This window comes from Salsuginibacillus kocurii DSM 18087, assembly GCF_000377705.1.
Lineage (GTDB): Bacteria > Bacillota > Bacilli > Bacillales > Marinococcaceae > Salsuginibacillus > Salsuginibacillus kocurii.
The window spans coordinates 342145-365989 of record NZ_KB898626.1; the positions used below are offsets into that span (position 1 = coordinate 342145).

The 23845-nt window shown below is 42.7% G+C and carries 21 protein-coding genes, 1 tRNA gene, 1 rRNA gene, 1 other RNA gene, 1 pseudogene and 1 other annotated feature; of the genes and pseudogenes, 21 read left to right on the plus strand and 4 right to left on the minus strand.

Annotated features, from left to right (window positions below):
- Positions 1 to 281 precede the first annotated feature (281 nt).
- The 11 genes from D469_RS0110260 (at position 282) to D469_RS0110310 (ending at position 12509) form a co-directional block, all read left to right on the plus strand.
- The gene (locus D469_RS0110260) at positions 282 to 1622 is read left to right on the plus strand and encodes a D-alanyl-D-alanine carboxypeptidase family protein (protein WP_420834853.1); all 1341 of its coding nucleotides are present in this window, start codon (positions 282 to 284) and stop codon (positions 1620 to 1622) included.
- 141 nt (positions 1623 to 1763) lie between these two features.
- Positions 1764 to 2648 carry a pyridoxal 5'-phosphate synthase lyase subunit PdxS gene (gene pdxS / locus D469_RS0110265; RefSeq protein WP_018923304.1) on the plus strand — a complete coding sequence of 295 codons (885 nt, stop codon included), beginning with the start codon at positions 1764 to 1766 and terminating at the stop codon, positions 2646 to 2648.
- 93 nt (positions 2649 to 2741) lie between these two features.
- Entirely contained in the window at positions 2742 to 3344 is a 603-nt protein-coding gene (pdxT, locus tag D469_RS0110270) for a pyridoxal 5'-phosphate synthase glutaminase subunit PdxT (RefSeq protein ID WP_018923305.1), read from the plus strand.
- A gap of 5 nt (positions 3345 to 3349) precedes the next feature.
- Positions 3350 to 3559, plus strand: a binding site (T-box leader).
- Between the two features lie 53 nt (positions 3560 to 3612).
- Positions 3613 to 4893, plus strand: coding sequence for a serine--tRNA ligase (gene serS / locus D469_RS0110275; protein ID WP_018923306.1), 1281 nt, complete (start codon positions 3613 to 3615; stop codon positions 4891 to 4893).
- Between the two features lie 690 nt (positions 4894 to 5583).
- On the plus strand, positions 5584 to 6036 hold the full coding sequence (locus D469_RS0110280) for an Lrp/AsnC family transcriptional regulator (RefSeq protein WP_018923307.1): 453 nt from the start codon (positions 5584 to 5586) through the stop codon (positions 6034 to 6036).
- A 115-nt stretch (positions 6037 to 6151) separates the two neighbouring features.
- Positions 6152 to 7144 (plus strand): ABC transporter ATP-binding protein, encoded by a 993-nt coding sequence (locus tag D469_RS0110285; RefSeq protein WP_018923308.1) that lies wholly within the window; start codon positions 6152 to 6154, stop codon positions 7142 to 7144.
- Entirely contained in the window at positions 7141 to 8178 is a 1038-nt protein-coding gene (locus D469_RS0110290) for an ABC transporter ATP-binding protein (protein WP_018923309.1), read from the plus strand. Before D469_RS0110285 ends, D469_RS0110290 begins: the two co-directional genes overlap by 4 nt.
- Before the next feature lie 102 nt (positions 8179 to 8280).
- Complete coding sequence (locus D469_RS0110295) at positions 8281 to 10137, plus strand: ABC transporter substrate-binding protein (RefSeq protein ID WP_018923310.1); 1857 nt, start codon at positions 8281 to 8283, stop codon at positions 10135 to 10137.
- A gap of 82 nt (positions 10138 to 10219) precedes the next feature.
- Positions 10220 to 11185, plus strand: coding sequence for an ABC transporter permease (locus tag D469_RS0110300; protein ID WP_018923311.1), 966 nt, complete (start codon positions 10220 to 10222; stop codon positions 11183 to 11185).
- Between the two features lie 11 nt (positions 11186 to 11196).
- Positions 11197 to 12153: an oligopeptide ABC transporter permease gene (gene opp4C, locus D469_RS0110305; protein WP_018923312.1), complete on the plus strand. Its 957-nt coding sequence runs from the start codon at positions 11197 to 11199 to the stop codon at positions 12151 to 12153.
- A 263-nt stretch (positions 12154 to 12416) separates the two neighbouring features.
- Positions 12417 to 12509 (plus strand) — tRNA-Ser (locus D469_RS0110310).
- Positions 12510 to 12750: 241 nt separating this feature from the next.
- Here the strand turns inward: D469_RS0110310 and D469_RS0110315 are convergent.
- Positions 12751 to 13458: a YqjF family protein gene (locus D469_RS0110315; RefSeq protein ID WP_018923313.1), complete on the minus strand. Its 708-nt coding sequence runs from the start codon at positions 13456 to 13458 to the stop codon at positions 12751 to 12753.
- On the minus strand, positions 13451 to 14242 hold the full coding sequence (locus tag D469_RS0110320) for an alpha/beta fold hydrolase (RefSeq protein WP_018923314.1): 792 nt from the start codon (positions 14240 to 14242) through the stop codon (positions 13451 to 13453). The genes D469_RS0110315 and D469_RS0110320 overlap by 8 nt, the downstream gene beginning before the upstream one ends.
- A gap of 427 nt (positions 14243 to 14669) precedes the next feature.
- On the opposite strand from D469_RS0110320, the gene D469_RS0110325 reads away from it, so the two are divergent.
- On the plus strand, positions 14670 to 14975 hold the full coding sequence (locus tag D469_RS0110325; protein WP_156816963.1) for a hypothetical protein: 306 nt from the start codon (positions 14670 to 14672) through the stop codon (positions 14973 to 14975).
- A 239-nt stretch (positions 14976 to 15214) separates the two neighbouring features.
- On the opposite strand, the gene D469_RS0110330 is transcribed toward D469_RS0110325, so the two are convergent.
- Positions 15215 to 16681, minus strand: coding sequence for a spore germination protein (locus tag D469_RS0110330; protein ID WP_018923316.1), 1467 nt, complete (start codon positions 16679 to 16681; stop codon positions 15215 to 15217).
- A gap of 383 nt (positions 16682 to 17064) precedes the next feature.
- Positions 17065 to 17694: a class I SAM-dependent methyltransferase gene (locus D469_RS0110335; RefSeq protein WP_018923317.1), complete on the minus strand. Its 630-nt coding sequence runs from the start codon at positions 17692 to 17694 to the stop codon at positions 17065 to 17067.
- 739 nt (positions 17695 to 18433) lie between these two features.
- On the opposite strand from D469_RS0110335, the gene tadA reads away from it, so the two are divergent.
- From tadA to D469_RS0110385, 9 genes and pseudogenes are all read left to right on the plus strand, one after another.
- Positions 18434 to 18916: a tRNA adenosine(34) deaminase TadA gene (gene tadA, locus D469_RS0110345; protein ID WP_018923319.1), complete on the plus strand. Its 483-nt coding sequence runs from the start codon at positions 18434 to 18436 to the stop codon at positions 18914 to 18916.
- A gap of 68 nt (positions 18917 to 18984) precedes the next feature.
- The gene (locus D469_RS21625) at positions 18985 to 19155 is read left to right on the plus strand and encodes a YycC family protein (protein WP_018923320.1); all 171 of its coding nucleotides are present in this window, start codon (positions 18985 to 18987) and stop codon (positions 19153 to 19155) included.
- Positions 19156 to 19241: 86 nt separating this feature from the next.
- Positions 19242 to 19508: signal recognition particle sRNA large type (gene ffs, locus D469_RS21630), an RNA gene on the plus strand.
- 193 nt (positions 19509 to 19701) lie between these two features.
- Complete coding sequence (gene dnaX / locus D469_RS0110355; RefSeq protein WP_018923321.1) at positions 19702 to 21423, plus strand: DNA polymerase III subunit gamma/tau; 1722 nt, start codon at positions 19702 to 19704, stop codon at positions 21421 to 21423.
- A 33-nt stretch (positions 21424 to 21456) separates the two neighbouring features.
- Positions 21457 to 21774: pseudogene (locus D469_RS0110360) on the plus strand (YbaB/EbfC family nucleoid-associated protein); the annotation flags it as partial.
- Between the two features lie 13 nt (positions 21775 to 21787).
- Complete coding sequence (gene recR, locus D469_RS0110365) at positions 21788 to 22384, plus strand: recombination mediator RecR (RefSeq protein ID WP_018923323.1); 597 nt, start codon at positions 21788 to 21790, stop codon at positions 22382 to 22384.
- Positions 22385 to 22398: 14 nt separating this feature from the next.
- Positions 22399 to 22611, plus strand: a complete 213-nt coding sequence (locus D469_RS0110370) for a YaaL family protein (protein WP_018923324.1) — start codon at positions 22399 to 22401, stop codon at positions 22609 to 22611.
- Positions 22612 to 22896: 285 nt separating this feature from the next.
- Complete coding sequence (locus tag D469_RS0110380; protein WP_018923326.1) at positions 22897 to 23169, plus strand: pro-sigmaK processing inhibitor BofA family protein; 273 nt, start codon at positions 22897 to 22899, stop codon at positions 23167 to 23169.
- 563 nt (positions 23170 to 23732) lie between these two features.
- A 16S ribosomal RNA gene (locus D469_RS0110385) occupies positions 23733 to 23845 on the plus strand; the annotation flags it as partial.

Genomic DNA, 23845 nt, shown 5'->3' on the forward strand with positions numbered 1-23845 from the left:
TATAGAATGATTAAAAACAGAGCCTTAAACTATAAGCAGTTTTTCTGTGGCGTTGACAAGACATCCTAACGAGACCCCCAGGTGTTAAGGTGAGGAGGCTCTTCCTGCGCTTGGTAAGGGAGGCCATGAAAGAACCATCAACATTACTCGTTAACAAAGCTTTTTTCTTAAATATAGGTCAGATGACTATGTTTACTTGTCTCAGAATGGGTACTGTGGCTGTCTATGTTTTTATAAATAGTTATGATAGAATACAAAATTGTTAAAGATTGCATGGAGGTGTGGGTAGGTTGAAAAGTTATATCAAACATATATCAGCTTATGGTCTAGGGGTGATGTTTTTCCTTACAGCCCCAGTAGAACATATAGAAGCATCAGAACCTGATCTAGAGGCTGAAGCCGCTATTTTGGTCGATGCACAGACAGGTAAAATGATTTATCAAGAAGAAGTAGACGTCATTCTACCACCAGCAAGTATGACCAAAATCATGAGTGAATATTTGGTCCATGAAGCGTTGGACGAAGGAACAATTAGTTGGGATGACGAGGTGACTATTACAGATGAGGTGAATGCCCTTTCCCATGATACTGCTTTGTCAAACGTGTTTTTGAGCCAAGACGAAACATACACCGTACAAGAACTCTATGAAGCGATGACGATTTATTCCGCTAATGCTGCAACTGTGGCCTTAGCTGAGGAAATATCAGGGTCAGAGACAGAATTTGTAGAGGATATGAATGCCAAAGCAGAGGAACTTGGTTTAACAGAGTATAATTTTGTGAACTCCTCAGGCTTAAATAATAGCTCTATGCAAGGGCTGCATCCAGACGGAACGGATGCTGACGCCGAAAATGAAATGTCTGCCCGTGCTACTGCACTGCTAACGTATCATTTATTAAATGATTATCCAGAGGTGTTGGATACAGCAAGCATTGAAGAAATGACATTTAAAGAAGGAACAGATGACGCGGTTGATATGAGGAATTGGAATGAAATGCTTCCCGGCATGGGGTCTCATGGCTATGAAGGCATGGATGGATTGAAGACAGGGTATACAGAACTTGCAGGCAATGCCTTCACGGGTACAGCAGAACGAGATGATACCCGTTTTATTTCCGTAGTGATGCGTACAGATTCCCGCGAGGCTCGGTTTGAAGAAACCGAAAAGTTAATGGATTACGGATTTGACAACTTTCAGGAAATTGAGATTGTAGAAGCGGGGTATACGCCGGAGGAAGCAGAAGCTATTTCCGTTACGCGTGGAGAAGAAGATCAAGTAGCAGCTTCTACTACTGAAGCGATTCAAACATTGATCGAAGAGGGAGAAGAAGAGGATTATGAGACTTCCTTTGCGTTTGCTGACTCTGTCTTAAACGATGAGGGAGAATTAGTAGCTCCGTTAGAAGAGGGAGAAGTAATTGGCCAACTTAGCGCTGAATACCACGGCGAACAAGATTATGATTATTTGCAGTCTGATATGCAAAATCACAAGACAGTAGAGGTTGTTTTGGATGAAGGGGTAGAAGAAGCAGGCTGGTTTTCCTTAACAATGCGGAGTATTGGCGGATTCTTCAGCGGTATTTGGAATCAAGCCACAGATACAGTACGTGGATGGTTCTAAAAGCGGAAGGTAGTGCTTTTAGTCAAGCCATAATGATGATAAAATAGACGTTGGACAGAAAAAAATCCCTTATTTCCCCATTTGCTGAATAAAGTTTGTCGGCAGGTGGCTACTTTTATAAGAAAGCAGGAGGAATGGACGATGGTTGATACAGGTACGGATCGTGTAAAACGTGGAATGGCAGAAATGCAAAAAGGTGGCGTCATTATGGACGTCGTAAATGCAGAACAAGCTAAAATAGCTGAAGAAGCAGGTGCGGTTGCGGTCATGGCACTTGAACGTGTTCCTGCTGATATTCGAGCAGCAGGCGGTGTTGCTCGCATGGCAGATCCAACGATACTTGAACAAGTAATGGAAGCTGTATCCATTCCGGTTATGGCAAAAGCTCGTATCGGTCACATCGTTGAAGCACGAGTACTCGAAGCCTTAGGTGCAGATTATATTGATGAAAGTGAAGTATTAACACCTGCTGATGAGGTATATCATATTGATAAGAGTGAATATACAGTTCCTTTTGTATGCGGAGCACGCAATTTAGGTGAAGCCCTGCGCCGTATTGGCGAAGGTGCTTCTATGATTCGAACGAAAGGTGAACCAGGCACCGGCAACATTGTAGAAGCCGTCCGCCATATGCGGGAAGTACAGTCACAAATTCATAAAGTAGCGAATATGTCAAAAGATGAATTAATGACTGAAGCGAAGAATCTAGGTGCTCCTTATGAGTTGTTATTGGACATTAAAGAAAATGGCAAGCTTCCAGTGGTGAACTTTGCTGCCGGCGGTATTGCTACTCCTTCTGATGCGGCGTTAATGATGCAGCTTGGCTCCGATGGTGTATTTGTCGGCTCTGGTATTTTTAAATCAGATCACCCTGAAAAATATGCACGAGCAATTGTAGAAGCGACGACCCATTATGATGACTATGCCCTTATCGGCCGGCTTTCAAAAGATTTAGGGTCTGCGATGGAAGGAACAGAGATTTCTACACTAGAACCATCTGAACGCATGCAAGACCGTGGATGGTAAGTGATGAAAAAAGAAATCGCCGCATAGTCATTCATAACCTATCTATATCTTCGAGGTTTTGAATATAACGTAAGTAAAGGAGAAGGTTGAATCATGATAAAAATTGGTGTGCTTGCCCTCCAAGGAGCGGTACGGGAACACATTCATGCTTTGCAAGGTCCTGACACTGAAACGGTTATTATAAAGCGGACGGAACAGCTAGACGAAGTAGACGGGCTTGTACTTCCGGGCGGAGAAAGCACAACCATGCGGCGGTTAATCGATAAATATGGATTTTTTGAACCGTTAAAAGCTTTTATTGATTCAGGCAAACCTGTCTTTGGCACATGTGCTGGCCTCATATTAATGGCTCGGGAAATTGATGGGGAAGCACAAGGACACCTCGGCTTAATGGATATGCGGGTTGAACGGAATGCGTTTGGGCGTCAACGAGAAAGCTTTGAAACAAAGCTTTACGTAAGAGGTGTTGGGGACGACGTGGAAGCGGTCTTTATTCGCGCCCCGCTTATTTTAGAAGTGGAGGAGCATGTTGAAGTTCTCTCCAAACACGGCGAAGAGATTGTAGCTGCTCGTCAAGGCTCCTTTTTGGCCTGTTCCTTTCATCCGGAGTTAACAGAGGATAATCGTCTGCATCGCTATTTTGCCCAGATGGTGAAAGAGCAGCAAGAACAAGAAGCCTCTACCATTGAGGCGTAAAATTATTAAACACGTAGATAAGCAAAAGTAACGCCTTTTTGTTTTTTCAGAGAGCCGGTGGCTGGTGGGAACCGGTGAAACGAAAGGTGTGAATCCAGCTTAGAGTGGGAAGTGGAACGTAGCGGAAACTCCCCCGGTTTATTCACCGTTATCGAATCAAAGTGGCTAAGTGATTAGCAACTAGGGTGGCAACGCGGGAAACTCTCGTCCCTTGCATAATAGGGATGGGAGTTTTTTAATGGTAAAACATACAAGGAGGAAATACGAAATGCTTGATGCCAAATATCTTCGAGAACATATGGATGATGTGGTCGCGAAATTTAATAAACGGGGCGAAAATGTTGAAGAATTAAAGAATTTTGAAACCCTAGATCACAAGCGGCGCTCGTTAATTCAGCAAACAGAGGAATTAAAACAGAGACGCAATGAAGTTTCCAAGCAAGTAGCTGAATACAAGCGAGAAGGTAAAAATGCGGATGAATTAATTCAAGAAACGAAAGAAGTTTCTACGAAAATGAAAACGTTGGATGAAGAATTGCGTGAAGTAGAACAAAATTTACAACAACTCCTTTTAACGCTCCCGAATCTGCCTCATGAAAGTGTACCGCAAGGAGAAGATGAGAGTGATAATGAAGAAGTAAGAACATGGGGAGAACCACCAATTTTTTCATATGAAGCAAAAGCTCATTGGGAGTTAGGAACAGAGCTGCAAATGCTTGATTTTGAGCGCTCTTCAAAGGTGACAGGAAGTCGCTTTGTATTTTATAAAGGGCTTGGTGCTAGGCTCGAGCGTGCTTTGATTAACTACATGATGGATGTCCATGAAAGTGAACATGGCTATGAAGAAGTGATTCCGCCGTTCATGGTAAACCGGGAAAGTATGACAGGGACAGGACAGTTGCCTAAATTTGAGGAAGACTCCTTTAAAATTAGAGAAGAAGATTATTTTCTCGTTCCAACTGCAGAGGTCCCTGTCACTAACATGCACCGTGATGAAATTTTGAACGTGGACGAGCTGCCAATCAAAAATAGTGCCTTTAGTGCGTGCTTTCGCTCTGAAGCAGGTTCTGCCGGTCGTGACACACGCGGGCTGATACGCCAACACCAATTTAATAAAGTGGAATTGGTAACGTTTGTGAAGCCTGAAGAATCATATGAAATGCTTGAATCCTTGACCAGCCATGCTGAAACGATTCTTCAGCGTCTTCAACTTCCATACCGTGTGATGAATATGTGCACAGGTGATCTCGGTTTTACGGCTGCCAAGAAATATGATATTGAGGTTTGGCTCCCTAGTTATAATGATTTTAAAGAGATTTCGTCTTGTAGTAATTTCGAAGCTTTTCAAGCTAGACGGGCGAATATACGTTTTAAACGTGAAGCAAAAGGCAAAACAGAATTTGTTCATACATTGAATGGTTCCGGCTTAGCTGTTGGACGGACGGTCGCTGCGATTATAGAAAATTATCAGCAAGAAGATGGGAGTATCGTTATTCCAGAAGTACTCCGCCCATATATGGGTGGACGAACGGTTATTGAATCGACCTAGAAAGTTACAGGTTATCACTAGAGAAAGATAAGTAATATACCTTTTAAAGAAGCTGTCTTATCAGGCAGCTTCTTTGTATTGAAACTGTCCCTCCTTTCATCTTTATTTTAGTGACCTCTTTAAAAAACTAGGCCTAGGATCAATTTTTATAATGAAAAAGGTTCTAATAAAGGACGTTGCTGAACAAGGGAGTTGATATTCTGGGAATAGAGGAGACTTCTGCGAGAGCAGCGAACCTTGTGATACCCCGTAAGACATTAGCCTGAGGAGACTCGCGGGTCGCCCGTGGAAAGAAAGAGCATGAATAAAATAGAAAAACGAGCGAAGATAACTTATAGATTTCTTTTTAAACATGCAAATAAACGAAACAATAGAAAATATATCCATCGGTTTAACAAGGGAAAGTAAGAAAGCAGAACCACTGATAAATCAAAATTTTTTTGAAAACACATTGAAATGAAAGGGCTTACATAATATGATCAAAGATGAAGATTTTTAGGTTTGTGAGATTTGATACCACATTTTTTTAAAAAAGTTTAGAGCATTTATTGCAAACTTCTTGGTTAGCCCGTATAATGACGTTAATTCAAACTGTTTTTACGAAATTGACAGAAAACATGAAAAAGTAATATTTATTTCGTAACTAGTAAGCGATTTTTGTTGCAATCTTCGTAATTGAAGGGATGTTCCATGGATAATTTAGATCAAATGGATTTTTCCATACTTAACTACTTACAAGAAAACGGGAAACGTCCTTACAGCGAGATTGCGAGATTGTTGGACGTCAGTGAAGGGACGATTCGATCCCGCATTAATAAAATGCTTAAAAACGGGGTGTTTGAATTTATTATTCATACCAATCCCAATAAAGTAGGGTTGAACGTCCAAGCCATTATAGGGATATCTACCCAATTAGGATGTCAGGACGCGATTGCTAGCCATTTGCAAAAGTATCAAGAAGTACGGTTTATTGGGGCGTTTTCTGGGAAGCATGATTTAATTATCCAGGCCTATTTTCGTGATAATGAGAGTCTCGTACACTTTGTAAACGAAGAACTTTCAAAAATTGATGGGGTTATGCACGCGGATGTAAACGTAGAGTTAAAACAGTTCAAAGATACGTTTTCCTATATGATTCCATAGAAGACTAGCTGATAGCTAATAGCTAATAGTATAACATGTTGGTAAGAAATTGAACTGATATACACATATAAAGCATAGAAATGTTTGAAAATTCTGCAAAACCGAGGTGGACAATGTGAGTAACGAGACCTTATTAGAAGTTGAAGGTTTAAAAACCTATTTTCATATAGAAGGTAAAGTGGCAAAGGCTGTTGATGGGGTTGACTTTTCCATTGACCGCGGTGAAACCGTGGCACTTGTGGGGGAATCGGGAAGTGGGAAAAGTATTACTTCGATGTCCATTATGCAATTGATCCCATCCCCTCCTGGAAAAATTGAAGAGGGCGCGATCAAATTAGAAGGAAAAGATTTGCTTTCCTTAAGTGAACGGGAAATGATGAAGGTTCGCGGCAATGACATCGGGATGATATTCCAAGAGCCGATGACTTCTCTTAACCCGGTATTTACAATTGGAGAACAGTTAGCTGAGCCAATGGTAAAGCACCAGGGGATGAATAAAAAAGATGCGAAAAAACGGGCGGTAGAGCTATTAAAACTAGTAGGTTTCCCGCGAGCTGAAGAAACCGTCAAGGAATATCCTCACCAACTGTCCGGCGGTATGCGGCAGCGGGTAATGATAGCGATGGCGATGAGCTGTGATCCAAAGCTTTTAATTGCAGACGAACCGACGACGGCGCTAGATGTTACGATCCAAGCTCAAATTTTGGATTTGATGCAAGATGTAAAAAAGAAATATAATTCAGCGATATTAATCATTACCCACGATTTAGGAGTAGTAGCTGAAACTTCTGATCGTGTACTCGTTATGTACGGAGGGCAAATTGTTGAAAATGCATCAGCAAAAGACCTTTTTACTAACCCAAAACACCCGTACACGGTTGGCTTGTTAAACAGCATGCCTGATGTAGCAGATGAAAAAGAGAGATTGGAATCTATTCCAGGGACAGTTCCTCCTGCTCACAATTTCCCAGATGGCTGTCGCTTTGCTCCACGCTGTAAACATGCCATGGAAGCTTGTACAGAAGCTGTGCCTAAACTAAGAGAAAATGAACCTAATCACCATGTGCGCTGCATCCTTTATGAGGATCAAGGAGGCGAGAAAGAATGACGGTAGCAAATGATCGACAGCAGGCAGGGCAAACAAAAGCCGTTAGCGGAGAGACACTCGTCGAAGTCAACGATTTAAAAAAGCACTTTCCAATAAAAGGTGGAGTTCTGAAACGGACCGTCGGCCATGTAAAAGCGGTAGATGGTGTTACCTTTTCGGTGTATAAAGGAGAAACCCTCGGAATTGTAGGAGAATCAGGTTCAGGTAAATCAACCTTAGGACGTATGATTATGCGCCTGCTTGAACCGAGTGAGGGGAGTATTGAGTTTGATGGTGAAGATATTACTACGCTTTCCCAGCGACAAATTCGCCCGATGCGTAAAAATCTACAAATGATTTTTCAAGACCCTTATGCCTCTTTGAACCCAAGAATGAGCGTGGGCGAAATCATCGAAGAGCCTATGGTCGTCCAGGATATGTTTACGAAGGAAGAGCGCCAAGAACGAGTCATTGATTTGCTGAAGCGAGTTGGCTTAGGAGCGGAAGCAAGAACCAAATACCCGCACGAATTTTCAGGCGGACAGAGACAACGGATTGGCATCGCACGTGCGCTATCCACACGCCCACAAATGATTATCGGTGATGAGCCTGTATCGGCCTTAGACGTATCCGTGCAGTCCCAGGTCCTCAATTTAATGGAAGATTTACAAGAGGAATATAATTTGACGTATATTTTTATTGCTCACGACTTAAGTGTCGTTAAACATATTAGTGATCGTGTTGGTGTCATGTACCTTGGCAAACTTGCTGAAATTGCACCTAAGGACTCGCTATATGACAAGCCACTGCATCCTTATACCCAGGCGTTAATTTCTGCCGTACCCTCAACCAATATAGAAGAAGTAAAAGAACGACAAGTTTTGGAAGGGGATTTGCCAAGTCCGTCGAATCCTCCCTCAGGGTGCCCCTTTCATACACGCTGCCCTGAAGCGCATGAGCGCTGCAAAGAAAAAACACCTCTTCTAACAGATATGGGAGACGGCCACTATGTTGCCTGTCATCTGTATACGGAACCAGGTGAAAACGAAAGTTGAGGAAAGGACTATCTCATACGGGAGGTGACATTACGCAGGGAAGGAAAGGTGTAATAAGTCACGTGAGCAATAGTTTTACTAATTAAAAAGGGGGAAGATGTTTTGAGACAGAAAAGTATTTGGTATCTGTTAATTGCAATGTTAACATTCGGCCTCATCCTAGCTGCATGCGGCGGAGATCCTGAAGAGTTTGAAGAAGAAGAAGGCGGCGACATGGACGATGATCCAATCGAAGAAGATGACGATGCTGCTGATGATGACGAAGATGCTGACAATGGTGAAGATGGAGAGGGAGCAGACGAAGGTGATGACAATGGTGAAGCAGGTGAACCACAGGATGGCGGCAATGTAAATGTTGCGATGTACTCTGCACCAGATCATCAGTTCAACCCAATCTATTACCAGTCTTCTTATGATAACAACATTCTTGAATTTATGTTTGAGCGCCTATATGGCCAGGATGAAGACCTTGAATTCTATAATATTCTTGCTGAAGATTATGAATTGAATGACGACCAAACTGAATTGACCGTAACAGTTCGTGACGATGTGGAGTGGCATGACGGTGAGCCATTCACAGCTGCTGACGTTGAGTTTACTTACACGGCAATCGCAGATCCTGACTACCTCGGGGTACGTCAAAGCTATGCGGATGATCTGCTTGGTTACGAAGAGTTCAACAGTGGTGAAACCGACGAATTTGAAGGTGTAGAAGCAACTGATGAGCATGAAGTTGTTTTCCGTTGGGAAGAGCCAACTGTTACCCCAGAGTATGAGACTGGATTCCCAATCATTCCAGAGCATATCTTTGGGGAAATGGGTGTCGATGAAATTGAAGATGCGCCTGAATCCAGCGAAGCTGGCCAAATTGTCGGCACAGGGCCATTCCAGCTGACTGAATATGTGGAAGGCGATCAGTACGTGCTAGAAGCAAATGAAAACTACTGGCAGGGTGAACCACACCTTGATACTGTAACTTGGCAGGTTGTTGACCAGGCTGTTATGACAGGGCTATTACAAAGCGGCGATATTCATGGTGTATTTGAGCCGGACGGTATCGTTCCAGCCGACCTTGAAGATGTCGAAGAGCTGGGCAATGTGAACTTGTATCAACCACAAGACCTTGGTTATCAGTACATGGGCTTCAAACTAGCTCATCGTCCGTCTCAAGACGTTGAAGATGGCGTTCATGACACAGATAATTACGAGCCAAATGAAAAGCTTCAAGATGTAGAGCTTCGTCAGGCGATTGCTTACGCGCTTGACCGTGAAGGTATGGTAGAAGGCCTTCTACATGGTTCTGGCCAAGTCCTTCATGCACCATTCCCAGAAGCGTCATGGGCATATGATGAAGATGCACCTGTACGTTATGAGCAGGACTTAGACCAGGCTAGAGAGCTGCTTGAAGAAGCAGGCTATGAAGATGTGACAGGCGATGGATACGTTGAAGACCCAGACGGGGAAGAGCTTGTCCTTAACTTGGAGTATCCGACAGGAAACGAAGCTCGTGAACGTGCTGCTCTAGTGATTGATGAGAACCTTGAAGAGGTTGGTATCAATGTGAATGTTGCACAGCCGCGTGAATTCTCAGCCCATGCTGATCGTGTAGAATACGATGAGCCAGAAATGGATATGTACCTCATGGGTTGGAGCCTTGCTTCTGGTGACCCAGATCCTGCAAACTATTTCGAATCTCATGCACCATACAACTACACGCGCTGGGTTGACGAAGAGAGCGACCAGTTGATCAGTGACGCTACTAGCGCACCTGACGCATTTGAGATGGAGTACCGCGAAGAAGTATATGCGGACTGGGCAGAGCATGTATCTACTGAACTACCAATGGTATTCTTATGGTCAATGGTTAACAACTTTGCTTACACGGACGATTTCGGTGGAGTTACTGAAAACCCAGTCAACATGTATAACGACACACACGAATGGTACATCGCAGAATAATCACTATTATAAGGTAGTAAGGGCGCATGGTAAGTCCTGCCATGCGCCCTTTTTACGAGTGATGATGTAGGAGGAGGGCAATATGTACAAATATATATTACGACGTGTACTTGTCTTCATTCCGATGCTTCTCATCGTCACGGTTGTCGTGTTCACCCTCGCTTCTCTAGCTCCGGGTGATCCTTTGACCGGACAAACATTGGATCCGAACATTGACCCGGAAGTGTTGGAGGAAAGACGAGAGGCGATGGGTCTAAATGACCCGCCACACATTCAATACTGGAATTGGCTCACAGAGGTATCTCAAGGTAATCTCGGTGATTCACTGCATTACTCCGGGCGTACAGTGGAAGAGCTGATTATATCACGTGTGCCAAACACAATATATTTAGCGGTCTTTTCACTGTTCATTACAATTAGTGTAGGACTTCCCATCGGAATTTATTCAGCACGTAAACAGTACACGGTCGTAGACTATACAGCGACAACATTTGGTTTCTTTGGGCTTTCAATGCCGAACTTTTTCTTTGCGTTAATTGCGATTTACTTTTTCTCTTTCCAGCTCGGCTGGTTTCCACCTAGGGGAACGGTGTCATCGACGAGTTTGACAGGGTTCGAATCGTTTATTGACCGGCTGCACCATTTGATCTTGCCTGGTATTACACTCGGGCTATCCAGTACAGCGATTTATATGCGCTACATTCGTTCTGAAGTTCTTGATGTGATGGGTAGCGATTATATTCGCACTGCCCGTGCGAAAGGATTAACTGAACGCAGCGTGCTTTATAAACATACGCTTAGAAATTCCCTCATTCCGATTATTACACTGATGGGCTTTGAGTTTGGAACTCTTTTAAGCGGAGCAGTAATCGTTGAATCTGTCTTTAGTTTTCCTGGCATGGGACAATTGTTCCTGGTAGGAATCGAGAATCAGGATTTCCCACTAATTATGGGAATCAATCTGATTGTGGGCGTGACAATATTAGCTGGAAACTTACTGGCGGACATTCTCTATGCAGTTGTCGATCCGCGAATTCGCTACGATTGAGGTGAAGTGACATGAGTGATCATAAAAGAAGCACAAATGAAGATAGTCAACATCCGTCTCAGCCACCTGAACCGAGCGAAGGAAACGAGATGACAAAAAAAGAAAAAGAACATAGTCCGACGAGGATTGTGTTAAAACGGTTTTTAAAAAATAAAATGGCCGTTTTAGGAATTGTCTTGCTAGTGCTTATCACTATTATTTCCTTTAGTGCCCCGCTCATTACGGATCACGACCCAACAAGTACGGATATGCTAAATATTCATGCAGATCCTGATGATGAGCATTTGCTCGGGACAAATGGAGTGGGACAAGATAACTTTGCCCGTCTTCTCTATGGCGGCCAAGTTTCAATTCAAATCGGGGTCTATATTGCAATTATGGTAACAGCTATTGGTGTAGTGTTAGGATCACTTGCTGGTTATTATGGGGGTAAAGTCGACGGAATTATCATGAGGTTTACAGATCTATTCTTAATCTTTCCGTTCTTGCTTATGGTACTTACCGTTGTAACGATTCTTGAAGAGACCTCTCTCTTAATTTTGGTTGTGACCCTTGGTTTGATTGTCTGGCCAAATATAACAAGGATTTTACGAGGAACGTATTTGACGTTACGAGAACAAGAATATGTTCTGAGTGCACGGTCAATCGGCGCTTCGGATTTTCGGATTATTATAAAGCATTTGATTCCAAATGCCATTGGTCCGATTATCGTCAATGCTACCGTTATTATGGCCCAAATGATTATTTTAGAAGCTGCTTTAAGCTTTATCGGCTTTGGTATACCTGAACCAACGCCAACGTGGGGATCGATGTTGAATGAAGCCCGGAATTTAGGGATTTTGACAGGGCAGCCTCATATGTGGCTACCGCCTGGTTTGCTGATTGTACTCACGGTACTATCTATTAACTTTATTGGTGATGCATTGCGGGACGCATTTGACCCGAAAAGTAAATCTCGTTCTTCCTAGATAACCATGTTAAGACAAGGGGACTGTGGCTAAAACCAGTCCCCTTTCTTTTTAATTGAAGCCAAAAAATGGCGTCATTTTTCAGTTGGAGTCTATCTATATTTCAATTACTTTGACGACCAGTGAGAAGTAGGGCGATACGTAGTTGTTGTTTTGTGTTTAATGAGCGATTAAAAATTAAATTAAATTTTTTTTGGGATTTCCCTTGCTAGTGATTGGTTGCTGTGCTATTATAATTCTTGTCGGAAAAAGTTTGATCACACGGAGGAGTACCCAAGTTCGGCTGAAGGGAGCGGTCTTGAAAACCGCCAGGGGCTTCACGGCCCGCGGGGGTTCGAATCCCTCCTCCTCCGCCATTTTTATTAACAAAGTATTTACATATACGTAGATTAAAGCATAACTTGGCTATATTGCCGGTTATGCTTTTTTTATTTAGCGGTGGGGGAAGGGACGTTGCTAGGTTGTACCTTTACACAGAAGATCTTTGAATTTGCTGCAGACAATGCTTGCATGACCTCGAGAAACCTCCCGGTGGAGTATTCAGCTGTCTTTTCTTTTCCCACGGAAATCTCCACGCGCATTTTTAACGGTTTGAGCTCAATTCAGCCGTTCAAAAGGATAAAACTTCACATGTTTGGTTGGACAGTAATGAACGAGGGGAGAGGTGTGTCCGATAGGCTCCGGAAGAAAATTGAGCAATTGATTTTGATGGAGTTCAAGTTTGGCCTCCTGCAGCTTCCAGGGCTCATGATAGATAGGTCCTTTCGTAACTTTTCCTTGTTTCGCTTTCCATAAGCTGTAGCGTTCGGTGAGCCAATACGTTAAAGACGAAGCAGCTGGGTAATAAGGCTCTGAGACCGGAGCATAGTTACAAGAGAAAGAGACGTCGGGCTGGCTGTTATGGCGCCTTTGACTAGAATAGTGAATGATACCTTGTTTTTTTCTATGTTTCATTACAGCGTGGAAATAAGGGAGACCTGCAATCATTCTGGCGCCAATTACTGCTAATGGAGAATCAGCGTCCATCGTTAAAAAGTAAACACCATGCTCTCCTTTATATTTCACATAGGTTCGAACATTCAGCTCTAGAAACGGACTTAATGAAAGGAATTCTCCTAGCTTCCGTGCTTTATTATTCGTCCCCAAAAAGGGTACAATACTTATCCAGGCACTATCTTTAAAATGATCGAGTTCAAGTGGAGAGGGGATAAAGGGTGCTAGTATAGATGGGGCTACCGGCCAATGAATAAATAATAAGTCTTCCCATGTTTGTTGAGCGAGCCATGGTTTGTGTAGATTACTCATTTTCATCCCCTTCCCATCTTCTAGAATAAATACCGCTAATAATTCCATTCACTTCATTTGCTGCTCTGGTCGGAATTTGGTGGGTAGTCCCTGGGATCTTTACAAATTGAAAGTTTGGCAAATGTTTTTTATACAGGTCAATGTAAGGGCGTGCCACCGGGTCGAATCTTCCGTATATGTAGGTGACAGGGCAGGTAATCGTAGAGAGTTTATCTGTAACTTGGTACTGCCTCCCTTGGTAATACATATTTTTAACCAGCGTAGGGTAGGAGCGTTTCACCCATTTTTTTAACCAGTGTTTATTATCTTTTCTGTTGGTATGCGAGATCGCAAGGCCTTCTGCTAATAATGAGCGTAAATCTTTTTCAAAGGTCCACTCACCTATTTTTATTTTTGCATGCAGCATCCATGTACTCACTTCTGGAAATGTGCAGATTAGAACAAGTCCTGCGGTGCGGTGTGGGTATGAAACTGCAAACTCTTGAGCGGCTGCTCCGCCCATTGAATAACCGCACGGGATAATGTTATCTAGCTCTAAATGATCTGCTAAGGCCCGAACATCTTCTGCCCATTCTTTCACAGAATGGGTCTTTTTATTACCCGCACTGCTATTTCCATTTCCTATTGGATCAAACGTAATAACTTGAAAGTGATCTTTTAATCCTTCTTGTTGTTGTAAAAAGGAAGCAGCACCTAACGCAGGAGGAGGAATAAATACTAAAGCAGGCCCGCTCCCTACACTTTCATAATAAAGATGAATTCCATTTGAATAAAAATAAGGCATGTGATTTCTCCTATCTAATAAAGGGAAAATTGATAGTGCGCCTAGTTGATATTTGCTAAAGGAATGTGTCAGGCTGAAGATATTTTTAACTATTCCCCTTTCGCTTAGTGTGAAACGTCAAACAAAAGGCAGGCAACGCAAATGTTATCGTTTCCGCTTATACTTTAGGAGAAGCAAGCAGTAGTGTTTCTAGCGGTTCAAACAACCACTGCTGATCCGCAGGGGAGGTTGAAGCTAAGGCAAGGGGGGCGTGGATCTTTAAAAAGAACTAAATTTTAAAAAAAGCCAAACAGTGAGAGTATTTATATTCAGGAAGGGTAGAGGTATAGATGAACGGAGGGAGAACATCAATTTCTTTTATCTATTTGCAGGGGTTATTACAGCTGTTACAGGGGTCGTGCATGGAATGTGGGGAGAAAAAAAGATAGTGCCTGAATTAACGCGGTCGAATATGGTTCCTCTTGCAAAAGCGGGCTTTCATATTGCTTGGCATCAGATTACGGCATTATTACTTATCGTGGGTGGGACTCTTATTCTGCTCTCTTTCTTATCGTTAGAGCTGACTTATGAATCGGCCGCGGTCCTGGCTGTTGTGCTTTTATCAGGGAACATTGTTATCTTTCTGCTCCTAACCCAAAAGAAATATCCGCAGGTGTTCAGGAGCACGTTATATCCTATTATCAATTCACTTATCATTATTTTGCTGATGCTAATCGGTTTTTTCTATAAATGAGGAAAAGCAGGTAAAAACCAAAATGTTTTTGCCTGCCTGTGTTTTCTTCGTTATTTATTTTATACGTTAATTTTCGACAAACTCAGCTAGAAGATGACATCTTTTACCCGGGACTCACGTGCGACAACGTCTTCCCTTTCATTACGATTGATGTCGCCGTGTCTTTTTTTGCCGCGGGCTTTTTATACTTCTTGGTAAGTTAAAAACTTTAGCTGCTGCCCGCATGGATTTGTTCTTTTTTATTGACTCGTCTTGTCTTTAGGATTTAAGTAACTGGGTCGTTTGTTCTTTAGAGGAATAGGTGAGCGCACCAGCGTCTCGAAAAATTCTTTCGGGCTGAACGGAATAAAAGGCCATAAATAAGGGGTGTTTAACGCTTTGGTTGTAACCAATAAGATAAACCATATAAACACCGCTACTATAAACCCATGTAAGCTAAAGATGGCAGCACTAATCAGAAAGATTACCCGGAAAAACCGATTGGCCAGGTTAAGTTCATAACTAGGGGTGGCGTAACCACCAATGACGGCGGCGGCTGTATATAAAATAATTTCTGCTTGAAATAAACCTACCTCTACAGCAATTTCGCCGATTAAAATCGCAGCTACTAAACCGAGCGCAGTTGCCAAGGCGTCCGGCGTATGAATAGCGGCCATCCGTAGCATTTCCACACCAAGCTCGGCAATCATAAACTGCCAAAACAAAGGAAGAGCACCGCTTTCCTCCACTCCAATAAACTCAAGCTGCGCTGGTAAGAGGTCAGGATGTGTGGCAAAAAGAAACCATAACGGTAATACGAATAATGCCGTAAAGACAGCCGCAAACCTTACCCAACGCAAGGAAAAGCCAATCACTGGTTTTTGCCTGTATTCCTCGGCATGCTGAAGATGATGCCAAAAAGTAGAAGGGCACATCATTGCACTCGGAGAGCCATCTACTAAAATGAGGACGTGGCCCTCCATTAAATTTACGGCGGAGGTATCGCCTCTTTCGGTATAACGTACTAAGGGATAAGGGTTAAGGCTTTTTCCGAAAATAAATTCCTCTATTGTTTTCTCCCCCATAGATATCCCGTCAATTTCAATTTTTTCTAGCTTATCTTTTAATCGGTCCACGACTTCCATATCGACAATACTATCAATGTAAGAGATGATAACATCTGTTTTTGATCGGGTTCCTATTTGCAGATGTTCCATGACGAGCGAGCGGTCTCTGACCCGGCGTCGTATGAGTCCTGCATTGAAAACAAGTGTTTCTACGAAGCCATCTCTCGGTCCGCGCACGACTCGCTCCATATCTGGTTCTTCTGGTTCACGGGCGGGGTACTCCCGGCTGTCTACTAATATAACTTCTGTACATCCTTCAATGATAAAAGCCGTTTGACCGGCTAATACTTGTCCGATAACCTCTTCAAGATCTTCTGATGTCTCGGTTTCTTGGTGGGGAATAACCGTATGCATGAGAGTATCGATTGGATCTTTGCGCAAAGCCCCTTCTTCAAGAGCCTTTACGCACTTTATAACTTCAATGATAGAAAGGTCGTCGATGAAGCCATCAACAAAAAACATCCCTATCTTCCGTCCGCCTGCTTCAATTTTATGATGGATAATATCGAAATTATCCTCGATACGCATTTCTTTCAACAGATAATCGATATTTTTGCTGAACTCTTTAGAAACTGGCACCTGGGTCCCTGGTTTACCCATAGCATCGATCCTTCCTGTTTAGTTATGTTAAAGAGGGAGCAGTAAGAAGGCTCTTTAATAGGCAAAATCAAAAGACACTCGGCTCTCAAATGGGCTAAAGAATGGTTACATGTAATCTACCTGGCTCATAGAGAGAAGTGGTCTTACTTAACATGTTCTGCTTCTTGGGAAATTAAACATTTTTAGTGTAAATATAGTTGTCGGGGCTCATGATTTGGCAGATAAGCTTAGTTTCTATGTGAGGCAAATATAAAAAGTGGATTACATAAACACATTTAAAATCCCAATCCGCTTTTCGGATCGGGATTTTTATTGATAAATATAAGTAGAAAAAACGTAAGAGTTCCGCTTCTGGGTAAAGGACAGGCACGGCAAAGGGGAGGCTAAGCTTTTTTACATACAGCAATACCGAGCGGGTAACGAAGGTTCGGGCGTTTTTCTTTTTCAATAGCTACTCCATTTTGATAATAAAACTGAATGTCTAGGTACGGTGCATTCACTTCATCAAATAAAGTATGGAATTCACGTTCCGTTAACTGATGGTAGTGAAAAGGGGAATTACATGGTTTGCCACGCCCTTGGCCAAATGGGGTAGATAGAACGAGTGTACCTCCAGGCTTTAACAGTTCAAAAATATTAGTTAAGAATTCCCGGTCGTCAGGCACGTGTTCAATCGTCTCAAACGATAAAATGGTGTCAAAAGTTCCAATTTCTTTTTTAAACGCCGGGTTGTTGGCATCGCCTTGCTGAAAACGCATCGACGGGTGGTTATAGGTTTTATGAGCGTAATTGACAGTATCTTTGTCAATATCCACCCCGATGATTTCTGTGATCTGTTTCTTGCGGGATTTGGCGGTCATTTGCGTGCCATACCCTGTTCCGCAGGCAATATCTAAAACGCGCCCCTCTGCATAAGGGAGAGCAAAATAATACCTGGCGAGATGCTCCAGCAATAACCCATTGCTCGGCTTCATCTCGTTAGGGATAATCCGTTCTCCTGTATCTTCTAACAAGCTTAATCACCGCTATCTATTAAATGAATTAATATCATCATAAGTGAAAAGGCTCTTAATAATCAATTTTTTTGTAAGACTGTTTTCGCAAACTTTGCTGTTATTAAAAATTTGCCGAATAAGCGAAAGGCGGTGACTCGTGCGGGAAAATGGGCAGCTATGCCTCCGCCTGTAGCGAACGCACGGGGTATCCCTTTTAAAAAGAAAACCATCTTTTAGAAAACAGCTTTTATAATAAGAACAAGAGATATAAGACTTTACCCCGTTTGTTTCACATGAAACAATTGGAAAAAACAGTATCGTTAATAAAAGATATCATGAATGTAAAGAAGGGTGTTTCCAGAACATTGTTCGTCTTCAAAACTGAAAGAAGCGGAAGGAGAAACCCGCGAAAAAAGACACGGGGACATCAAACGTAATGAAGATGAAGCCGATGTCGCACTTCTATCTGTGATGAAAGAGAGGTGCTTCCAATAACGTCTTCCGAGAACAGACTATAAGGAAACCTCTTTTTAATAATCTGCTATACATATAAACATTAATAATCTATACTCGTATCTCTACTTCATTCGTAAGCCTGCTCTTGTATACGGAAGTGCCAAGCAGGTGATGGAATTAGGGACGCTTAGCGTCGGACAAGAAAATAACTTCCCCCTAAAGTGGCTTACGAAAATAACATGCATGAGCATATAATGAATGTTTTTCCGTTAGAAATATGAGTACTTGAGGAGCGAAAAAGATGGAAGACCAAGATCATTATTTTATGGAGCAGGCTCTCGCAGAAGCCAAAAAAGCTGAAGAAATAGGAGAAGTACCGATTGGAGCAGTGGTTGTAAAAGACGGCCGTGTTATTGCTACGGCTCACAACCTTCGTGAAAGCAAGCAGCAGGCTACCGCTCATGCGGAAGTGCTTGCGATTGAACAAGCTTCACTTGAAACTGGTTTTTGGCGTCTTGATGATTGTGCCCTTTATGTTACCCTTGAACCTTGTCCGATGTGTGCAGGGGCTATATTGCAATCACGTATTTCCAAACTGGTCTACGGAGCAAAAGACCCTAAAGCGGGCTGCGTACACAGCCTATATTCATTATTAGAAGATCCTAGGTTCAATCATCAAGTGGAAGTTATTGCCGGGGTGAACGAAGAGGAATGTGGAGAGCGATTGACTCAATTTTTCAGACAGCTGCGAGCAAATAAACGGGAGAAGAAATCTGAGAGTTGAGGGTTGGTACTCATCAAAAAATCGTGGTATTCTTTTCAAAGAATGACACCTTATAAAGGAGGATTCGCATGCGTCCCAACCAATTTTCTGCGGAGACGGCTCAGATGATTGCTGATAAGTTAAACATGCCTCTAGAACATGTGATGCACACCCCCCCTCATATTTTGACAGCTAAATTGGCTGAACTTGAAGAAAAAGGCCAAACGACTGAAGTAGACAAAAACTCTTCAAACGATTAATAATTTCCCCTTGCGTTTATTAGAGGAAAAAGATATACTATAGATTGCGCTGAAAAACAGTGCCTAATTATTCGTTATCATATTTGCCGTGCTAAGTGGGGAGGTAGCGGTGCCCTGTAACTCGCAATCCGCTAGAGCGAGGCTGAATCCCTTCTCGAGGTTTTGTTTCTGTGAGGTCTGACCTGAGCACGTGGTGTTGACATCCGGGTTCTGCGCAACGGAAACCCGTGAACCCTGTCAGGTCCGGAAGGAAGCAGCAGTAAGCGGTCATTTCTGTGTGCCGCAGAGTAGCCTGGATCGAGCTAACGACTCAGGTAGCGCTTATGGAAACAGAATCGAAAGAAGGTGCACGGCTTTATACATAGGCTATAGAAACACACCAGGCTTCCGGAGACGGAAGCCGTTTTTTTACAGGTAGGAAATCAAAGCTGCGCTGAACACGAACGGAAATAAATTGTTCAAAACGAATAGCGAATCTGTTTTGAAAACTCTTAGTGTACAAAGTATAATTAAAGTGGATTCGAAATGCGTGAGGGAGGGTATTTAGTGGCTTATCAAGCGTTGTATCGGGTGTGGCGGCCTAAGAACTTAGAAGATGTGGTCGGGCAGTCCCACATCACGCGTACTTTGCAGAATTCATTACAACAAGAAAAATTTTCTCACGCTTATCTCTTTTCTGGTCCCCGTGGCACGGGAAAGACAAGTGCGGCCAAAATCATGGCCAAAGCCATTAATTGTAAACGGGCGCCGGTAAGTGAACCCTGCCATGAATGTGAAGCGTGTAAAGGGATTAGCGATGGGTCGATTGTTGACGTTGTGGAAATTGATGCAGCCTCCAATAATGGAGTAGACGAAATTCGCTACATTCGTGAACATGTGATGGCTTCTCCTCGAGACGTACGCTATAAAGTGTATATTATTGATGAGGTTCATATGCTTTCTACAGGGGCGTTCAATGCGCTTTTGAAAACTCTTGAAGAACCTCCGGGCCATGTAATGTTTATTCTTGCCACGACGGAGCCTCACAAAATACCCTTAACGATTGCCTCTCGCTGTCAACGTTTTGATTTTAAACGGATCTCTGCTGAAGATTTAATCGAACGAATGCGTTATATTTTGCATGAGCAAGGAATTGATGCTGAGGAAGAGGCGCTTCAATTGATCAGCCGAGCTGCTGAGGGTGGAATGAGAGATGCCCTTAGCTTATTGGACCAAGCTTCTTCGTTTGCTGAAAAAACAGTCACTGCAAATGACATTTTAGCTATAACAGGCGCAGTCTCACAATCCTTTCTCGGAGAAACCATACAAGCACTTAGCACAAAGGACTCTGCGAAAGCTATCCAGGCAGCAGACCAGCTTATTCGTGATGGTAAAGACCCGCTGCGGTTCATGGAGGATATAATTTATTATTTGCGGGATCTTTTATTGTACCGCACAGCACCAGAGTTAAATCAGATTCTCGACCGAGCAAGCGTTGATGATTCATTTAAAGCATTAGCGGAGGATATTACACCTTCTTGGTTGTATGAGGTCATCGATATTTTAAATAAATATCACCGTGATATGAAAGGATCCAGCCACCCGAAGATTTATTTAGAGTTGGCATTTATTCATCTCTCCAACCATGAAAAGAACAATGAATCCTCTGTAGCGCCCGGAGCTGAACAAGGGGCAAACCATGAAGAACTCCTTCAAAAAATTCAACATCTAGAAAAAGAAGTGGAAAGGATAAAATCAGACACTTCTGCCAACACGAACGTCCAGTCGAAACAGGCACCTAAGCCTCCAGCTAGACCTGAAAGAACTCCTCAACCGGCGATGTCGTCAGCCAGCATGCAAAAAATCGAACACTTATTAGAGAAAGCATCGAAACAATCCCTTCAAGAACTGACGAGTCAATGGGCAGAGGTGATGAACCTTGTGAAAAAAGAAAGCGTCCCCGGGCATGCATGGGTTAGTGATTCAAAGCCGGTAGCAGCCTTTAATGAAGGGCTTTTACTCGCCTTTCAAAATGAAATGCATCGGAATATGGTGGATACAAAATTCAGAGCTACCGTAGAAAGTGCGGTAGAACAGGTGATGAAGCGTCCGATGCAAGTATTTACCTTAATAGAGCCGGAATGGGAGAAAATTAAATCTCAGTACCGGGAGCGAATGGAAAAAGAACAACCTTCATTACAAGAGGAAGCCCCACCAGGTGATCCTATTGTTGATGAAGCGGTAAAGTTAGTAGGCGAGGAATTAATTGATGTTAAAGAACACAATTAAGAAAAGTGTTTATACTATTATTTTTGGAGGGACAAAAACATGAAGAACATGGGAAGCATGATGAAGCAAATGCAAAAAATGCAAAAACAAATGCAGGAAGCACAAGAGCAGCTAAAAGAGAAAACGGTAGAAGCTACTTCAGGAGGAGGAGCTGTTCGAATCGTAGCTTCTGGAGACAAGCGAATTCTTGAAGTAGAGATTGATGAAGATGTTGTAGACCCAGAAGATGTTGAAATGCTTCAGGATTTGATTTTAGCAGCTACAAATGAAGTCATGAAAAAAGTAGATGAATTAGTTGAACAAGATATGGGTAAATTTACGAAAGGCATGAACTTGCCTGGAATGTTCTAAGGGGGTGGAGCGGGTGCATTACCCAACGCCCATTTCCAAATTGATTGACGGGTTCATGAAGCTTCCGGGAATTGGACCGAAAACTGCAAGTCGGCTGGCGTTTTACGTCCTGGATATGAAAGAGGATGAAGTTCTTTCATTTGCGAAATCATTGGCGGACGCCAAACGAAATCTCACCTATTGTTCTGAGTGCCATTACATTACAGATGTAGATCCTTGCCGTATTTGTGAAGACAACCAGCGGGATCAAACGACCGTTTGTGTCGTACAAGAATCTAAAGATGTAATCGCTATGGAGAAAATGAAAGAGTATCAAGGTTTGTACCATGTGCTTCACGGTGCGATTTCACCAATGGACGGTATTGGCCCTGAAGACGTGAAAATACCAGAGTTAATCAAACGGCTACAAGATGATACGATCCAAGAAGTGATCATAGCCACAAACCCTACGATTGAAGGGGAAGCAACGGCCATGTATTTGTCACGCATGGTGAAACCTACAGGGATAAAAATTACTCGTTTAGCTCACGGCTTACCGGTCGGGGGAGATTTAGAGTATGCTGATGAGGTCACTTTATCTCGGGCGATTGAAGGGCGTCGTGAGCTATAAGAGGTGAGAGCCGCATGCGGTTTCGGAAAAAACGCATTCGAAAGAAAGAAAATGAACGTTTGTTATATTACCTCAAGCATTTAAAAGCTGAGCGGGAAAGGCACCATAGCTTTCTTGCTCATAGTGTCGACCCGACGCCAGATGTGATGGCGCAGGTGAAGATTATTGAAGCAAAATACATGTTCCTATTAAGAGAAGCGCGCCGTAGAAATAAAAATAAACAATGATAAGAAAGCGCTCGTCTGTGCGACAGTACAGAACGGGCGCTTTCTTATGGGGACTAAAACATATGCACAGCTGCCTGGATAGGCAAAAGCAAATAGCATCGGTGTCGGTTTCTATGGAGGGTAGTATGAAGGCAAAGCACTACATCTGTGTAACAGAGCCGAAGAAAAGGATAGGAGGCATCTTGTTACTAGCCATGAATGAGGGTTAATATTTTGAAGGTATGCTTGGACACCCCGGCGCATAGTTATAGAAGAAAATAAACGATAATAGGCAGGAGGCATACAATGGATCCAGTATTGGGCATTACTCTTATTGGCTTAGTTATTTGTTTAGCGTTGATGTTTGGCGGTGGCAGCGGGGTTAGGCCTTTACAATGGGTTGGTAAATCACTCGTTCGTCTTGTGACGGGAGCTCTCGTTTTATTTTTTATTAATTTATTTGGTGGACTGGTGGATTTTTATCTTCCCATTAACATTATTACTTCAGCAGTAGCCGGATTTTTAGGCATTCCTGGTGTATTGGTGCTTGTGTTGACAAATGTTTTTGTCCTACCTTAACGGGAAAATGCTGAAGTACAAGCTGCTTTCATCCCCTTTCAATTTATAAGTTTCTCTTTCACAGATTTATTTACCTTCATTTTCCAGATGAAAAAATTATATTAAGGGTTGTGCAGTTAGAGCATAAGTGATATATTATTTCTTGTCGCATTAAGACAGATTTTAAATAACTATTGAATTTAGTTCAATTTCTTTAGTTTAACGTTCTGGCGACAGAAAGCACAATAAAGCTTTTTAAGCGAAATGAAAACTATTGACTCTCTTCTTACGATATGAGAAGATAGATTTTCTTCAGAGCTATGAAGCTATGAAGCTTTGAAAATTTGATTTGAAATTATTGTTGACATTGTTTTGTTTGCATTGTACAATAGTTATTGTCGCTTTGAGCGACGGAATGTTTGTTCGCCCTTTGAAAACTGAATGAAAGAAAGCGCCTGTCAATTTTAATTGATAGTTTATATGAGAGCGAGTCAAATCGCTTCGAAATTACGCAGGTAAGTGTTAAGGAAGGCCGACTAACGTCGCGACGTCCTGTCGCAACGTCGGCACTTGCACATCCCTGTGCTTCGGAGAGTTTGATCCTGGCTCAGGACGAACGCTGGCGGCATGCCTAATACATGCAAGTCGAGCGCGTGAAGCAGGTTGATCCCTTCGGGGTGACGCCTGTGGATCGAGC

Bases quoted from the DNA above. Each gene is read 5' to 3' on its own strand.
- pdxT (WP_018923305.1), top strand. From the start codon at position 2,742: ATGATAAAAATTGGTGTGCTTGCCCTCCAAGGAGCGGTACGGGAACAC.
- D469_RS0110380 (WP_018923326.1), top strand. From the start codon at position 22,897: ATGGATCCAGTATTGGGCATTACTCTTATTGGCTTAGTTATTTGTTTA.
- D469_RS0110370 (WP_018923324.1), top strand. From the start codon at position 22,399: ATGCGGTTTCGGAAAAAACGCATTCGAAAGAAAGAAAATGAACGTTTG.
- D469_RS0110320 (WP_018923314.1), bottom strand. From the start codon at position 14,242: ATGCCTTATTTTTATTCAAATGGAATTCATCTTTATTATGAAAGTGTA.
- D469_RS0110300 (WP_018923311.1), top strand. From the start codon at position 10,220: ATGTACAAATATATATTACGACGTGTACTTGTCTTCATTCCGATGCTT.
- D469_RS21625 (WP_018923320.1), top strand. From the start codon at position 18,985: ATGCGTCCCAACCAATTTTCTGCGGAGACGGCTCAGATGATTGCTGAT.
- D469_RS0110315 (WP_018923313.1), bottom strand. From the start codon at position 13,458: ATGAGTAATCTACACAAACCATGGCTCGCTCAACAAACATGGGAAGAC.
- pdxS (WP_018923304.1), top strand. From the start codon at position 1,764: ATGGTTGATACAGGTACGGATCGTGTAAAACGTGGAATGGCAGAAATG.
- tadA (WP_018923319.1), top strand. From the start codon at position 18,434: ATGGAAGACCAAGATCATTATTTTATGGAGCAGGCTCTCGCAGAAGCC.
- D469_RS0110330 (WP_018923316.1), bottom strand. From the start codon at position 16,681: ATGGGTAAACCAGGGACCCAGGTGCCAGTTTCTAAAGAGTTCAGCAAA.
- opp4C (WP_018923312.1), top strand. From the start codon at position 11,197: ATGAGTGATCATAAAAGAAGCACAAATGAAGATAGTCAACATCCGTCT.
- D469_RS0110290 (WP_018923309.1), top strand. From the start codon at position 7,141: ATGACGGTAGCAAATGATCGACAGCAGGCAGGGCAAACAAAAGCCGTT.
- D469_RS0110280 (WP_018923307.1), top strand. From the start codon at position 5,584: ATGGATAATTTAGATCAAATGGATTTTTCCATACTTAACTACTTACAA.
- serS (WP_018923306.1), top strand. From the start codon at position 3,613: ATGCTTGATGCCAAATATCTTCGAGAACATATGGATGATGTGGTCGCG.